A 14,156-nucleotide genomic window follows, 5' to 3' on the forward strand; every position below is an offset into this window, starting at 1 on the left:
CAGCCAAAAACCCCGAAAGTCAGATTTCCAGTCCGGTGCTTTAGCCATGTTCCGAGGACGAAACCGTCCATCGGGTAGAATACGAATTCTTTGGTCTCAAACACAGGCTTCCAGCCAAAGCCCTCGATACAGAAGCGCTTAGAGCGCGCCAAAACAGTGATGCCCAGTGTAACTACTGAAATCTGTTGTTGCGTTTGGCCATACCCCTACGTCGCCCTGGAGAACCATGCGCCAGAGCTTCCGTCATGGGACATGGCGCGCATGCGCCAGCCGGAGCTCCTAAAAGGGAGCGACCGGGCGAACCAAACCGGTCCGCCTTTTTCGACGCTGGAACGATACCCATAGGGAGGGGAGCGTCAAGTCCGAGGTCTCCGTCACCTGTGCAGCAGGGTCGGTGCCGTGATTCGTCCGAACTCGTGCACCAGGTTGCGTAAACAACCAAGTCGTATGTCTGCGCCAGGTTGAGCGTCACAATGCTTTAGCCGAGGCCGGCTACATTCCAGTTACCGTGAAAGCCCAGCAGTCGTATTCCGGCCCCAGTGCCCACGCTATGATAGTCGACTCGTGGCTGCGGGCGACTCATAGACACTGCCGTCGAGTTTCGGGAGTCCTTGCGGGTATCAGCCGTCCACCCAGCCCTGCACCCGGGAGAGGTGGTTTCGAAGAGCTTCACGGGATCCCCTTACGTCGCGACTGCGCAGAGCCGTAACGATCAACTCGTGTTCCTGCTGATATTTTCGCCAGCGCTCCAGCGAGAATGTCTGCTGCTTCAGAGACATCCATGCCTGCGACCGCCGGACCTGTCTCAGATAGCATCCGATATGCTGAAAGACCGAGTTGCCTGTCGCCTCGTAGAGCCTCGAATGAAACTCCGCGTCGTTGGCTTCGCTCTGATCCCATGTCAGAGCCTCGCGCCCCTTCAAGGCAAGCTGCTCGATATCCATCAGCTCCGCATCGGATGCATTCATGACGATCAGCATTGCGGTGGTCGGCTCGCACTCGGCACGGAACTCCACGAGTTCACGGGGCGACGGAAGACGCACCTGACCATTCTCATGAAGAGGAAGTTCCGGCTCCTTCATCGCTAGGTTGACGAAGGTTCCCCGTCCCACCTGCCTTGCAATCAGCCCACGCTCGGTGAGCCTCGAGAATGCATCCCGGACTGTATTCCGCGACAAGCCGGTGGCCTCAGCAATTTCTCTCTCGGTGGGGAGGCGCGCTCCCCTTGGAAGCATCCCGTTACGAATGGCTTCCTCAAGGGCCGCAATCAACCGACCCTTATTCCCGCTCGAAGCCGCAATCTCTGCCCAGAGACCCTGTCTATCTAGGAGCTGCATTATAGAAACCCTGCCTAATAATTGAGCCAATTGGCCCAAACCGTCCCAGGATGAGCCCCAGTTTGCGACTTGCGGCGCAGTTCGCAGCATGCATAATCCTGATTGGCTCAATTGGATCAATCAATGACATTGCCTATGTCCAAAGACAAGACCTCAAGTTTCGATGTTGCAATCGTCGGTGGAGGCATCGTCGGCTGCGCAACGGCCTGGCAACTCGCCACGCGCGGGATCCGGGTTGCGGTCTTCGAGCGAGGCAAGATTGCCTCGGAGCAATCTAGCCGGGCATGGGGCTTCATACGTCAGCAAGGGCGGCATGAGGCAGAGGTACCGCTCGCCGCCGAGGCCAATCAGATGTGGATCGAACTGACGGAGCGGTATGGACGCGAATCAACCCAGTTCACCCCAACTGGAATCATGGTACCAGCGGAAACCGTTGACGACGAAGAGCGCGTTATCAGCGGCCACGACATAGCAGCCAAATTCAAGCTGGATACGCGTATCCTGAAGCGAGACGAGATCCACGATCTGGTGCCGGAGCTTGCAGGGAGCTGGCGCTCGGCACTCTATACTCCGGGCGATGCCCATGGCGACCCTGGCCTTTCGACCCGTACCATAGCAGCGGCCGCGCGTGCGGCTGGCGCTGAAATTTTCGAGGACACACCCGTTTACGAGGTCGAGATGAGCGCTGGCAAGGTCGCTGGAGTTCACGCGGCAAGCGGATACCACCAGGTTACGACGGTGCTTCTCGCAAGCGGCATTGGGACCCCGTCGCTTGCGGGCCGGCTCGGGCTGTCACTACCCATCCAAATCACCAAATCGTCTGTCGGGATGACAATGCCTGCTGCACCCTTCACAAAGGTTGCAATGTGGGGACCGCATGTCGCCTACAGACCCCGCCCTGATGGCAGCTTCACCCTCGGCAATGGCTATCGCGGGATGGGCATGGATTACGAAATCACCGTCGACTCCTTCCGAAGCCTTCGGCATTTCCTGCCAGCGTACCGGCGCAACTGGAAGCTCCTGAAGCTCACATTGGGGCGGGACTTTTTCTATCAACTCCGGGCAAAAACTAGCCGGAAGGTAGCGGCTCATCCTTTCCCTGAGCCGATCCCTAACGAGCGCAAGGTCAACAACAATCTCAAGCGGTTTCGCGAACTCTTTCCCCATCTCGGAGATGTTCCGCTCAGCACCATGTGGGCGGGCCGGATCGACCTCACCCCGGATGCGATTCCGATCATAGACCAGCCGGATCCCGCCCGCAGGCTGTTTATCGCAGCCGGCTTCAGCGGACATGGCTTCGCCCTTGGTCCATCGATCGGGCTGCAAGTGGCTCAGTGGATTGCGGACGGCAAGACGAGCCTGGACTTGAAGCCGTTTCGGTTAGCCCGGTTCGAGCAGGGCGAAGCCCAACGCGCTCAACAGGCGCTTTGAATTCAACAAGAGCAAACCAGAGGAGCAAACGATGTCGAACACCAGCCGCCGTACGTTTCTGTCAGGAGTCGCCGGCCTTTCTATCGCCGGCCTACTACCGGGATCCACAGGCGCGTGGGCCCAAGGGAATCTGGGCGCGATAAAGGTCGCGACCTGGGGCGGCTCATGGCGCGACTCCCTCGACAAGCAGGTCGGCGAGCCGATCAGGAAGGCCGGAGGTACTGTGGAGTATGTCGTCGACACGCCACAGGGCAATTTGGCTAAACTGGTCGCCGCGCGCGGGCGGTCGGCACCGTTCGATACGATGGAAAGCGGATTGGAGCTTGTCCAGCTCATGGCAGCGGACCGGTTTATCCAAGATCTCGACTACGAGAAGCTGCCGAATGCCAAGCTGCTACCGGATTTCGCCCGCGCAAAGAACTACGTGATGACACTCGGAAGCATGGATGGCATCGTCTACAATCACGAGAAGTTCAAGGAGGCTGGCCTCGACGCCCCCAAGACCTATTCGGACCTCGCGCACCCCAAGCTCCAGGGCAAGGTGGCCTTCCCGGACGTCAACCATACACAGCATTGGAACGCCGTCGCTGGTCTCGCCTACGAGGCCGGCGCATCGGAAGCCGACCTTACGAAGGCAATCCCGCTGATCAACAAGATCAAGCCTGCCTATTTCTTCTCCTCCTCGACTGACATTGCAACCAAGATGTCCTCGGGAGAGATCTGGGCAGCGCCCTGGCATGCCGGGTTCGTTATCCGCCTACGCCGCAGCAATGTACCGCTCTCGATCAGCTATCCGCAGTTCGGCACGAAGCGCGGCTCTCTCTGGCCGGTTCTCCATCACGTCGTCCGCGGAACCGAGAATGAAGCACTCGCGCACCGTTTCCTCGACACCTATCTCGAGCCCCAAGTCCAGCTCAGTCACGCCAAGGCTACAGGCGTTCTCCCGGTCAACCGTTCGGCCATTCAGGAACTCGGAAAGGATCCGGAAACGAATGGTGTTCTCCTCCTGAGCGACGCCGAACTCGACAACCTGTTCGTCATCGACTTCTCCAAGGTGAACCTTGCCCAGTGGCGCTCGGCATGGGACCGAGACATCGTCCGGGGCTGATCAAGGGATGTCCAGCGTATCGCTCGAGTGCCTCGTCAAAAGCTACGGTCCCACTGAGGTCGTCAAAGGCATCAACCTCCATATCGAGGAGGGCGAGCTGATCGTCTTCCTCGGACCGTCGGGCTGTGGAAAGACCACTACGCTTCGCATGATCGCCGGCTTCATCGACCCTACCTCCGGAGCGATCCGGATCGGTGGTGAGCCGGTGGTTCGCAAGCCGCCACGTGCGCGCAATCTTGGAATGGTGTTCCAGGACTATGCCCTCTTCCCGAACATGAGCGTTGCAGACAATGTCGGGTTCGGCCTCGTGGAGCGGGGCAAGTCCCGGGATGTCGTCCACAAGCGGGTCGAGCAGATGCTCCGGCTCATCCACATGGAGGCGCTCGGTAACCGTTACCCGATCGAGCTTTCGGGCGGGCAGCAGCAGCGCGTGGCTCTCGCCCGCGCACTGGCCTACGAGCCGCGTGTCCTCCTGATGGACGAGCCGCTGGGCGCACTCGACCAGAAACTGCGTGAAGAGATGCAGCGTGAGTTTGCGCGCATCCAGCGTGACGTGGGGATCACCACGATCTTCGTGACGCACGACCAGCAGGAGGCCATGGCCCTCGCCGACCGGATTATCGTGATGAACGGAGGCGTCATCGAGCAGGCGGGCCGTCCTGAGGAACTGTACGACCGGCCCGACACCCTGTTCATCGCCGATTTCATCGGCCGCTCAAACCGCTTCGAGGGCAAGGTCGTGCGAAAGGTGAGTGATTTGGTGTCGGTACGCCTCTCCGGGGGTGAAGTAATCACCGGACAGTCCAGATCGGTGCTGAGCGTGGGTGACCCTGCAGCTTGCGTTGTGCGCCCGGAAAGTCTTGCAGTTGGAGCAACTCCGCAGGAAGGCACCAACGCAATTTCCGCACAGGTCCTTCGGCGCAGCTTCTTCGGGAGCGGAATCAATACCATTCTAAGGTACGGAGAAAACCTGGAAGTCATCCTCCAGACTCCCAAGGGAGCCGACCTGAACTTGCAGGAGGGAAACATGGCTGATGTCCGCTTCCGGCCCGAGGACACTTTTTGCTTCCCTCTTCCTAAGGCTGGACGGTGATGCGGATCCGGCGGGCTTATGATGGCGCCTTGGCTCTGGCCTTGGCCGTCTCGGTCGTTCTGTTCATCGTTCCTCAGCTCTTCTTCGTGCGACAGAGCTTCTTCGAGAGCCTTGCCATGGGCATGATGGGGGACCAACTGAGCTTTGCGAACTATGCGACCATCCTGTCAGACGGGTTCTACATCGCTGTTTTCGTCCGCACGATCGTCTTGTCCGCCATAGCCGCGCTGGTGGCATTGTTCATCGCCTACCCGACCGCGTACTGGCTTGCGCGCCTGAACTCGCCGGTCCTGCGCTGGCTGATCATCCTGCTTCTCGTTTCCTCGTTCGTGAGCATCGTCGTTAAGGTCCTTGGCCTCAGCATGCTCCTAGGCTCCCAAGGGCCATTCGCGACATTCCTCCGCTTCGTGACACTCGGATGGTGGAGCGGATCCCTGCTGCACAATGAACTTGCAGTCGCGATCGGACTTGTGCAGTATTCATTACCACTGCTCATCATGCTGCTCTTCGGTGTCGTCCAAACGATCCCAAAATCTTTGGAAGATGCCGCCCTAGTCCACGGGGCATCGGATTGGAGCCTTCTTCGCCGCATACTCCTGCCGCTGTCGCTCAACGGTATTGTCACCGCGGGCCTGATCGCCTTCAACATGAACATGGGCGCTTTCACCTCCGCGGTGCTCTTGGGTGGTGGCAATGTCCTCACGGTGCCGGTCGTTATCCAGCGGAAGATCGTCCTCGAGGTGGACTATCCGGTCGCATCCGCCCTGTCCGTACTTCTCACGACGGCCGTCATAGTTATTAACTTACTCCTGGTCGCCCTGCGCAGAGGCGGCCCCGTTGGGGCGGGTCAGGGGAGGCAAGCCGCATGAGAAATAGAGGCTCGCAACTGCTCATCCTTGCGGCTGCGGCTTTGGCCTACGCCTTCCTGCTCGGTCCCCTCCTGATTGTCATCGGCGCCTCGTTCGACGGCGGCTCTCAACCCTTCTTCCGCTTTCCGCCGGAGGAGGTCTCTCTGCGGTGGTACCTGAATATCCCGGAGAAGTATTGGAGCGCCCTGGGACTGAGCTTCTCGATCGCTGTCGCGGCCGCGGCCCTCGCCACGCTTCTGGGAAGCCTCGCGGCACTCGGAATCGCCCGGGGGACGGTGGGAGGAAAAGGTTTGCTCGAGACCTACTTCCGCTTTCCCCTTCAAGTCCCCTTTGTCGTGACCGGTGTTGTGTTCCTTCAGTTCTACTATCTCGTTGCGGACGCAACGGGGATCGATCTGATCGGAACACCCTGGGGCTTTGTCTTCGCGCACACCTTCTTTTGTGTGCCATATGCCGTCGGGGCAGTCGGATCGGTCATTACGCACGACCTCGATCGCTCCGAGAATGCGGCCAGAATCGCCGGAGCGACGGAGTGGCGCGTGCTCCGCCGGATCACGATCCCTGCCCTGAAGCCCGGTCTATTCTCCGGCTTCTTCTTCGCCTTCATTACGTCGTTTGGCGATGTTCCCGTCAGTGTCTTCCTGGCCAGCAGCGGTACGACGCCGCTACCAGTCGAGATTTTCCAGACCCTCCAGTTCGATTACGATCCCACGGTCCTTTCGATCTCGACGCTGGTGGTGCTGATCTCGACAGGCTTTGTGATCGCCATGCAGCGCCTCGTCGGTTTGGATATCGTCCTGCCAGGTTCTCGGAGATAGACCTCGCGCGCCAACGTGTTGTCATGGCCGGTGGCCTGATCGGTATACGTAACGTAGCGGTGAGTGGGGAAGCGCTTGGCGTAGATGAGCCAATTAGAAGGTCCGTTAAGGGTCTTGCGTCAAAACGCTTTGGCAGAAGTCAGATCGCGGCCTTCCCCGCTCCAAAGCGCTTCACCATCATTGGCGAGCGCGGATTGGCTGATCGTCAATGGAATGAGGCTTCCATCGTCGCTGAAGCGAAGATCCGGCGTGTCACAGGCGTGATGACACGAGCACAGACCGGCCCCTAGGCCCTAAGGGCGGCCATCAGCGGTCGGATGCCCAGGATGTTCAGCACCCGGGTGAGATTGTAGGCCAGCACGTGCAGGGCCATCTCGCAGGCAACCTTCGGCAAGGTCTTCATCAGGAAGTGGGTGGCGCCCACGCGCATCTTGATCGTGCCGAACGGATGCTCGACCACCTCCCGCCGCTGGCGCATGGCCCCTGGGTTCAGATCAAGCCGGCGCTGCACCGCCTCCAGCACGTCTTNCAGATCAAGCCGGCGCTGCACCGCCTCCAGCACGTCTTCATGCTCCCAGTGCACGATCCGCCGCTCCTTGGCAGTCGTGCAGCGGCTCTTCAGCGGGCAGGTGTGACAGGCGGTGGTCCAGTAGCGCCGTAGCGTCAGCCCCCGCTCGACGTTGCTGTAGTAGTCCTTGAGCGTCTCGCCCGCCGGGCAGCGGTAGGCATCCTCGTCGGGCAGATAGACGAAGTCCTGCTTGCCAAAGCGGCCATCCGCCTTGGCGCCTGAGGTCATCGGCTTGGGCAGGGTGACGGTCACCCCAGCCTGGTCGCAGGCCAGGATCTCCTCGCTATCCCAGTAGCCGCGGTCAGCGACCGCTTCGAGCGTCCCCACCTCCAGAGCAGCCTTCGCTTCCTTGCTTATTGCGGAAAGCTGAGCGCGGTCGCAGCCGTCGTTGATTACTTCGTGCGCCACGATGAGATGGTGCTCGGTCTCGATCGCCACCTGCACATTGTAGCCCACCACCCCAGAGCCGCGCCCGCTGGTCGCCATGGAGCGCGCATCCGGGTCCGTCAGCGAGATCTGCTGGTCAGGGGAAGCCAGCATCTGCGCCTCCAACTCGGCCAGACGCTGCATTTCCTGCCCGAGCCGGGCGATCTTCTCTTTCAGCCGGGTGGTCCGGGCGGCCAGGACGTCTGAGGGCTCCTGCCGATCGGCCGTGTCGAGTTGCTGGAGGTAACGCGTCACACTCTCCTCGATCTGGGCCCGGCGCCGCTCCACCTTGGCCCGGGTGAAGTTCTTATCGCGGTTGTTGACCGCACGGCGGAAGAGGTTTGCAACCTGATCATAGACTGAGAGGAAGCACTAGGCCTGTCGGGCTGATTTGAAGCGCTTCCTAATCCGCCTCCGTCGCCGGACCGGTTGGTAACCGTTCTCTGCCCTGATGTTCAGGCCTCTATGCTGCCGATGCTCTACCCCGGTCATCACGATCCTTCCCGCTGCTCTATAGCTGGCCAATTCGTAGGTGATAATCGCGCGTGGCACCGTGCCCTGTGTCTTGAGCAGCCTGCGCACCAGGCGCTTGGCTGATGTGGCGTCGCGAAGGCTCTGGACCGAGATGTCGAGCATGATCCCATGTTGATCCACGGCTCTCCACAGCCAATGCTTCCGGCCCGCAATGCTGATGACTACCTCGTCTAGGTGCCATTTGCCGCCTATTGCGGGCAGACGGCGCGGATCTGTGTGGCAGAGCTCTGGCCAAACTTCAGCGCCCACTGCCGAACTGCCTCATGGCTGACCAGGATACCTCGGGCCGCAAGCATCTACTCGACCATCCTCAGGCTGAGAGGCCATCGAAAGTACAACCATACTGCACGGCGATCACTTCAGGCGGGAAGCGGTGGCGGGCGTAGCGAGAATGACGGGTCGACTTCATCCCTCCCCTATGTCAGCATCCCGTCACCTCCGGGTTAAGCTGACGATGCCCTTCAAGGATCAACTTGCCCAAAAAAGTTGTCCTCCAAATGGACCAGTTTAATCGGTCAGGGCCATAGCCCTTGCATATGCAACAACGCCCAACTTCCGCTTGATGACGTCAGTCCTATCTGGTTACAATTCAGCTTGTATACAACAGGCGTCGTAGAGAAGTCCCGAACCACGGGGGTGCCGTTTGGACGATTACGATCTGGTGATCAAGCAGGGGAGTGTCGCGACGGCCGAGGGCGTTGCGACCATGGACGTCGCAACACGGGACGGCGTGATCGTCGCACTCGGCCGGGGGCTTCCGGCAGGCCGCACCACTATCGATGCTTCCGGTCAACTCGTTCTCCCAGGCGGCGTCGATGCCCATTGTCACATTCAACAGCTCTCCGGCGGCGGACTTCTGAATGCTGACACATTCGAGAGCGCCACCCGATCGGCCGCGTTCGGAGGCACCACGACTGTTATTTCGTTTGCAGCCCAGCATCGGGGCGACAGCCTATCGGATGTGGTCGAGGATTACTCGCGGCTCGGCTCTAAGGGTGCAATCACGGACTATGCATTTCATCTCTGGATTTCCGATCCAACCCCGGAAACCCTAGAGCAGGATCTGCCTCGACTGATCCAAGCCGGGCACCGTTCGATCAAGATCTTCATGACCTATGATCGCGTACGCCTTCTCGACGAGCAGGTGCTGGACGTGATGATGGTCGCTCGCAAGTACGGCGCCCTGATCTGCGCCCACGCGGAGAACCATGGGATGATCAAGTGGATGGCGGAAAGGCTGGTCTCCCACGGCTATGTCGAGCCGAAGTTTCACGGGGTCAGTCACCCCCGCGCCTCCGAGATCGAGGCGTTCGAGCGCCTCATCCGCTTCTCGCAGCTCCTCGATCAACCCATCATGCTGTTCCATGTCTCGACTGCAGAGGGCGCCGCCATCGTCCGGCGGGCTCGCGGCGAAGGCATCAAGGTCTTTGCCGAGACCTGCCCACAGTATCTCTTCCTCACGGCAAATGATCTCGACCGGCCGGGCCTTGATGGCGCGAAGTGGATGTGCAGCCCCCCTCCCCGTTCGACGGCGGACCAAGAGGCCCTCTGGCGGGCACTCGAACTCGGGGATCTTCAAATTGTATCATCCGATCATGCGCCCTATCGGTACGATGCCAGCGGCAAGCTCTCGGCCGGAGGCCATCCGAACTTTAAACAGATCGCCAACGGGCTGCCCGGACTTGAGACGCGCCTTCCGCTCCTGTTCGATGCCATGGTCAGCAAAGGCCGATCTTGCCTTGAGAAATTTGTGGAACTGACCGCCACTGCGCCGGCCAAGATCTATGGCCTTCACCCGCGCAAGGGCACGATCGCAATCGGAGCGGATGCCGACATCGCAATTTGGAACCCAGGCCGTGAGGTGACGCTCTCAGATGACAGTCTGCACGACAACGTCGGCTACAATCCATTTGCCGGGCGTCGGCTGTGCGGATGGCCGGAGATAGTCCTGCGCCGCGGTGAAGTGATCATCTCGGAAGGCGGACTTCAGGCTGCACCCGGCTCAGGCCGACTGCAGCTACGCGAGCGCGCCTCGTCCATGCGCCCGACGGGGACACTCAGCCCCGAATTCGACCCCGTGACGAATTTTGGAGCACAGCTGCTGTGACCCGCGCTGGCTTCATCCTGTCCACTGACTGCCTGCGGGCGGCTCCTTCCATCGAGCACGCTCGCAATCCTCCGGCAGGCCATGACTGACAGGATAACCGTCATCCGCAATGCAGCCTGGGTCGTTGCCTGGGACGAGAGCGCTTCCCGGCACATCTTTCGGCAGGATGTCGACCTCGCATTCTCATCAGCCGGGATCCTGCACTTGGGTTCCCGCTATGCAGGTCATGCCGACGAGGAGATTGCAGGCGCGTCGCTGATGGTCATGCCCGGCCTTGTTAACATCCATTGCCATTCTGGCGACGAGCCGATTGCCAAGGGCCTGTTCGAGGACATTGGGACAGCAGCGCTCTGGGGCAATGCCCTCTACGAGTATTCCGCCCTCATCGACTCGGATGCGGATGCCAAGGCCGCCTGCCAGACCGTGATGCTGGCAGACCTGATGCGCAGCGGCGTGACCACCCATCTCGACATCGCATCTCCCCATTCCAAATGGCTCTCCCTGGCTGTCGAGAGTGGCCTGCGCTCTTACCTCGCTCCCGGCTTCCGCGAGGCGAGTTGGCGCATGGCCGGCAGCCACCGCTTGGATTTCGACTGGAACAAGGATCGGGGGCGGGAGCGCTATGCGGAAGCGCTGGCGTTCGTCGGTCAGGCGCGTACTCACCCGAGCGGCCGTATCGATGGTGTCCTCGCGCCCTCGCAGATCGAGACATGCTCGGAGGAGCTGATCCAGGAAGCCGTCGCCGAGGCACGCGGGCGTGGGATGCGCATCACCATTCACGCCGCGCAGACCATGGCCGAGCACGAGGAATTGCTGCGCCGGACCGGAGAGACGGCCCCTGCCATGCTGGAGCGCCTAGGCGTAATAGGGCCCGATCTGATCCTCGGGCACTGCATTTTCCTCGATCACCATTCCTGGACCCGGCAGCGCAGCCGTGACGATCTCGGCCGGCTTGCGAGAAGCGGCACGTCGGTTGCCCATTGCCCCGTCACATTTGCTCGCAGCGGCATGACGCTGGAGAGCCTCGGCGCCTATCGCCGCGCCGGCGTGAACGTCGGCATCGGCACCGACAGTTATCCGTTCAACATGCTCGAAGAGCTGCGGGAAGCCCTCATCTGCTCGCGGTTTGCGGGCCGAAGCGTCTTCGATCTCGATACGGCGGACGTCTTCTCTGCCGCAACAATCGGTGGGGCGAAGGCGCTGGGCCGCGAAGACATCGGGCGGCTGGCGCCCGGCGCGAAGGCGGACTTGGTGCTCGTTGACCTCAATCACGCCGCCATGCAGCCCGTCCATGATCCGCTGCGCAACCTCATCCACTGTGCGGCCGAACGTGCCGTTCGCGACGTCTATGTGAACGCTCAGACCGTCGTGAAGGACCGGCGGATCGTGAACCTGGATTACGACGGCGCCGTCCGGGAGTTGCAGGACGCGCAGCGACGCGCCTGCCGGCGGGCGGAGCAGGACGACCCGCAAGGCCGCTCTCTCGACGCACTGGCGCCCTATTCCCTGCCTCTCGCGCGAGGATGAACCGGTCATGATGTCTTCGGTCTATGTCATCAATCCTAATTCCTCTGAAGCCGTCACGGCCGAAATCGACGCCGCCGTCGCTCCCCTGAGGAGCTCAGACGGACCGCAGATCATCTGCCTGTCACTGGCCGGAGGACCGCCCGGCATTCAGTCGCAAAGGGATGTGGACGGCGTTATCCCGCCCATGTTGCGCAAGGCCGAAGAGCTGGAGGAGAATGCAGGCGCTTACGTGATTGCCTGCTTCTCGGATCCAGGTCTTCATGCACTTCGGGAGCAGAGCCGCTGCCGGGTGTTCGGCATTGCGGAATGCGGTGTTCTGACGGCGCTCACTCTCGGGCAGCGGTTCGGCGTCATCGCTATTCTACCAACCTCTGTTCCCAGACACCTCCGGTATTTCGGAGCCATGGGCGTGATAGACCGCTTTGCCGCCGATCTGCCCATAGGCCTTGGTGTTACGGAACTCTCCAACGAAGCGCGCACCCTGAGCCGCATGATCGAGGTAGGCCGCGCACTGAAGGCCGACCATGGTGCCGATGTCCTCGTCATGGGATGCGCCGGCATGGCTCGCTTCCGTGCATCGCTCGAAGATGCCGTCGGGATTCCCGTGGTGGATCCGACGCAGGCCGCAGTGACCATGGCCGTAGGTCATGTCCGTCTGCTGCAAGCGTCTGTGCGCCACCAATCGTGAGGGTCGTGCGGCAAAGAACGACTGCCTTTACAAAAATTAACAATGCCGAGGGACCTGAAATGACCAGCGCTGATGCCAAGACAACTCTGTTCAGAAACTGCGACTGGATCGTCGCATGGGACAAGGCTGCCCGCTCCCATGTCTACCTGCGCAACTCGGATTTCGCGATCCGGGGTAGCGACATTGTCCATGTCGGCGAGGGTTATGCCGGTCCGGTCGATGTGGAGATCGACGCACGGCGGATGATGATTATTCCCGGGTTCGTGGACGTGCACAGCCACCCGGGTCACGAGCCCGGCTGGAAAGGCATGCTGGAGGAACTGGGCAGCCCCCGGCTCGGTCAGAGCTCCCTTTACGAGTTCATGCCGGTCTTTCAGATAGGACCGGAATATACGCGTCCCGCATTACGCGTCGCAACGTCGGAGCTCTTGAAAAGCGGCGTCACGACCATCTGTGATCTCGGCAGGCCGCGCGAGACCTGGGCTGACGAATATGCCGAAACCGGAATTCGCGCCGTGCTTTGGGCCATGTTCCGCTCCGGGCCCTGGAAGACCTTAAACGGCCACTCGGTCGAATATGATCTCGACCCTGCAACGGGCGATAGACTTCTCCAGGAAGCCATCGACATCGCGGATGCTGCCTCGAAGCACCCGAGCGGACGCATTACCGGATTCTTCGGACCGTCCCAGATAGACACCTGCACGGAAGGCCAGATCCGGGATTCTCTCGACGCGGCGCGCGAGCGCAACCAGCCGATCCAGATCCACGCTGCGCAGAGCATCGTCGAGTTTCAGGAGATCATGCGCCGCTACGGCTGCACCCCTATCGAGTGGCTCGACAGAATCGGCGCGCTCGGGCCGAACACCATCATCGGTCACTGCATCTTCCTGAACGATCATCCCTGGCTACACTGGCCTCACGCCAATGATTTCGAACGTCTTCGCGACAGCGGTGCCCAGGTCGCCCACTGCCCGGTGGTGTTTGCGCGCAGGGGAATCGCAATGAACACCCTGAGCCGCTACGTGAAGGCCGGAATTCCATGCGGCATCGGAACGGACAGCTTCCCTCACAACATGCTCGATGAACTGCGCATGGCCTGTTATGCCGGCCGCATTGTGGCCGGCAGCTTTACGGCGGCGACGACGCGTGATGCATTCATGGCCGCAACGGCTGTCGGCGCCGACATGATCTGCCGCCCCGATCTCGGCCGCCTGGCTCCAGGCTGCAAGGCGGACTTCTCCGTCGTGGACATGAGCAACCCCTACATGCAGCCCGATTATGAGCCGATCCGCAGCCTCGTCTACTCCGCTAACGACCGCGCTATCAAGGACGTCTATGTCGATGGCCGTCAGGTCGTCCGTAGTGGTGAGGTCTTGAACTTCGACATCAGCGAGGATCTCGAGATGCTGCGCAAGGGACAGGCGGAAGCCATTGCGGCGGCACCCGAGCGTGACTGGTCCGGGCGCGGCCTTGACGAACTGAGCCCCCGTGTCTTTCCTGTACAGGCATAACAAAATGGGGGGGACGATGTCAGTTGCGCCCAAAACTGCTGTGACTGAAGCAGCCGCGATTGAAATTCAAAGCATGCACAAGTGGTTCGGCGAGTTCCACGTTCTGCGTGACATCAACCTGAATGTGCGCCGGGGCGAG

10 protein-coding genes and 3 pseudogenes are annotated in these 14,156 nt (G+C 60.9%); 10 read left to right on the forward strand and 3 right to left on the reverse strand.

What is annotated here, in order from left to right:
- Positions 1-620: 620 nt before the first annotated feature.
- Positions 621-1,427: a FadR/GntR family transcriptional regulator gene (locus LG661_RS22435; RefSeq protein WP_230534225.1), complete on the reverse strand. Its 807-nt coding sequence runs from the start codon at positions 1,425-1,427 to the stop codon at positions 621-623.
- A 45-nt stretch (positions 1,428-1,472) separates the two neighbouring features.
- On the opposite strand from LG661_RS22435, the gene LG661_RS22440 reads away from it, so the two are divergent.
- The 5 genes from LG661_RS22440 to LG661_RS22460 are packed head-to-tail and all read left to right on the forward strand — an operon-like array spanning position 1,473 to position 6,656.
- Complete coding sequence (locus tag LG661_RS22440) at positions 1,473-2,768, forward strand: NAD(P)/FAD-dependent oxidoreductase (protein WP_230534226.1); 1,296 nt, start codon at positions 1,473-1,475, stop codon at positions 2,766-2,768.
- A 31-nt stretch (positions 2,769-2,799) separates the two neighbouring features.
- Positions 2,800-3,876: an ABC transporter substrate-binding protein gene (locus tag LG661_RS22445; RefSeq protein ID WP_230534227.1), complete on the forward strand. Its 1,077-nt coding sequence runs from the start codon at positions 2,800-2,802 to the stop codon at positions 3,874-3,876.
- 7 nt (positions 3,877-3,883) lie between these two features.
- Positions 3,884-4,969 (forward strand): ABC transporter ATP-binding protein, encoded by a 1,086-nt coding sequence (locus tag LG661_RS22450; protein WP_230534228.1) that lies wholly within the window; start codon positions 3,884-3,886, stop codon positions 4,967-4,969.
- Entirely contained in the window at positions 4,969-5,838 is an 870-nt protein-coding gene (locus LG661_RS22455) for an ABC transporter permease (RefSeq protein WP_230534229.1), read from the forward strand. The genes LG661_RS22450 and LG661_RS22455 overlap by 1 nt, the downstream gene beginning before the upstream one ends.
- A complete protein-coding gene (locus tag LG661_RS22460; protein ID WP_230534230.1) occupies positions 5,835-6,656 on the forward strand; it encodes an ABC transporter permease in 822 nt (273 codons plus the stop codon). Before LG661_RS22455 ends, LG661_RS22460 begins: the two co-directional genes overlap by 4 nt.
- Before the next feature lie 286 nt (positions 6,657-6,942).
- Here the strand turns inward: LG661_RS22460 and LG661_RS22465 are convergent.
- Positions 6,943-7,980 (reverse strand): annotated as a pseudogene (locus LG661_RS22465) (transposase); the annotation flags it as partial.
- 45 nt (positions 7,981-8,025) lie between these two features.
- Positions 8,026-8,593 (reverse strand): annotated as a pseudogene (locus tag LG661_RS22470) (IS6 family transposase); the annotation flags it as partial.
- A 234-nt stretch (positions 8,594-8,827) separates the two neighbouring features.
- On the opposite strand from LG661_RS22470, the gene hydA reads away from it, so the two are divergent.
- The 5 genes and pseudogenes from hydA to LG661_RS22495 all read left to right on the forward strand — a co-directional run.
- Complete coding sequence (gene hydA / locus LG661_RS22475; protein WP_268995507.1) at positions 8,828-10,291, forward strand: dihydropyrimidinase; 1,464 nt, start codon at positions 8,828-8,830, stop codon at positions 10,289-10,291.
- An 81-nt stretch (positions 10,292-10,372) separates the two neighbouring features.
- Positions 10,373-11,818, forward strand: a complete 1,446-nt coding sequence (locus LG661_RS22480) for an amidohydrolase family protein (RefSeq protein WP_230534231.1) — start codon at positions 10,373-10,375, stop codon at positions 11,816-11,818.
- Positions 11,819-11,825: 7 nt separating this feature from the next.
- The gene (locus tag LG661_RS22485; RefSeq protein WP_230534232.1) at positions 11,826-12,506 is read left to right on the forward strand and encodes an aspartate/glutamate racemase family protein; all 681 of its coding nucleotides are present in this window, start codon (positions 11,826-11,828) and stop codon (positions 12,504-12,506) included.
- A gap of 59 nt (positions 12,507-12,565) precedes the next feature.
- Positions 12,566-14,017, forward strand: coding sequence for an amidohydrolase family protein (locus LG661_RS22490; protein WP_230534233.1), 1,452 nt, complete (start codon positions 12,566-12,568; stop codon positions 14,015-14,017).
- 4 nt (positions 14,018-14,021) lie between these two features.
- Positions 14,022-14,156 (forward strand): annotated as a pseudogene (locus LG661_RS22495) (amino acid ABC transporter ATP-binding protein); the annotation flags it as partial.

The sequence above is a fragment of the Microvirga roseola genome, assembly GCF_020866965.1.
Lineage (GTDB): Bacteria > Pseudomonadota > Alphaproteobacteria > Rhizobiales > Beijerinckiaceae > Microvirga > Microvirga roseola.

Bases quoted from the DNA above. Each gene is read 5' to 3' on its own strand.
- LG661_RS22460 (WP_230534230.1), top strand. From the start codon at position 5,835: ATGAGAAATAGAGGCTCGCAACTGCTCATCCTTGCGGCTGCGGCTTTG.
- LG661_RS22435 (WP_230534225.1), bottom strand. From the start codon at position 1,427: ATGCTGCGAACTGCGCCGCAAGTCGCAAACTGGGGCTCATCCTGGGAC.
- LG661_RS22480 (WP_230534231.1), top strand. From the start codon at position 10,373: ATGACTGACAGGATAACCGTCATCCGCAATGCAGCCTGGGTCGTTGCC.
- LG661_RS22450 (WP_230534228.1), top strand. From the start codon at position 3,884: ATGTCCAGCGTATCGCTCGAGTGCCTCGTCAAAAGCTACGGTCCCACT.
- LG661_RS22455 (WP_230534229.1), top strand. From the start codon at position 4,969: ATGCGGATCCGGCGGGCTTATGATGGCGCCTTGGCTCTGGCCTTGGCC.
- LG661_RS22485 (WP_230534232.1), top strand. From the start codon at position 11,826: ATGATGTCTTCGGTCTATGTCATCAATCCTAATTCCTCTGAAGCCGTC.
- LG661_RS22440 (WP_230534226.1), top strand. From the start codon at position 1,473: ATGTCCAAAGACAAGACCTCAAGTTTCGATGTTGCAATCGTCGGTGGA.
- LG661_RS22445 (WP_230534227.1), top strand. From the start codon at position 2,800: ATGTCGAACACCAGCCGCCGTACGTTTCTGTCAGGAGTCGCCGGCCTT.
- LG661_RS22490 (WP_230534233.1), top strand. From the start codon at position 12,566: ATGACCAGCGCTGATGCCAAGACAACTCTGTTCAGAAACTGCGACTGG.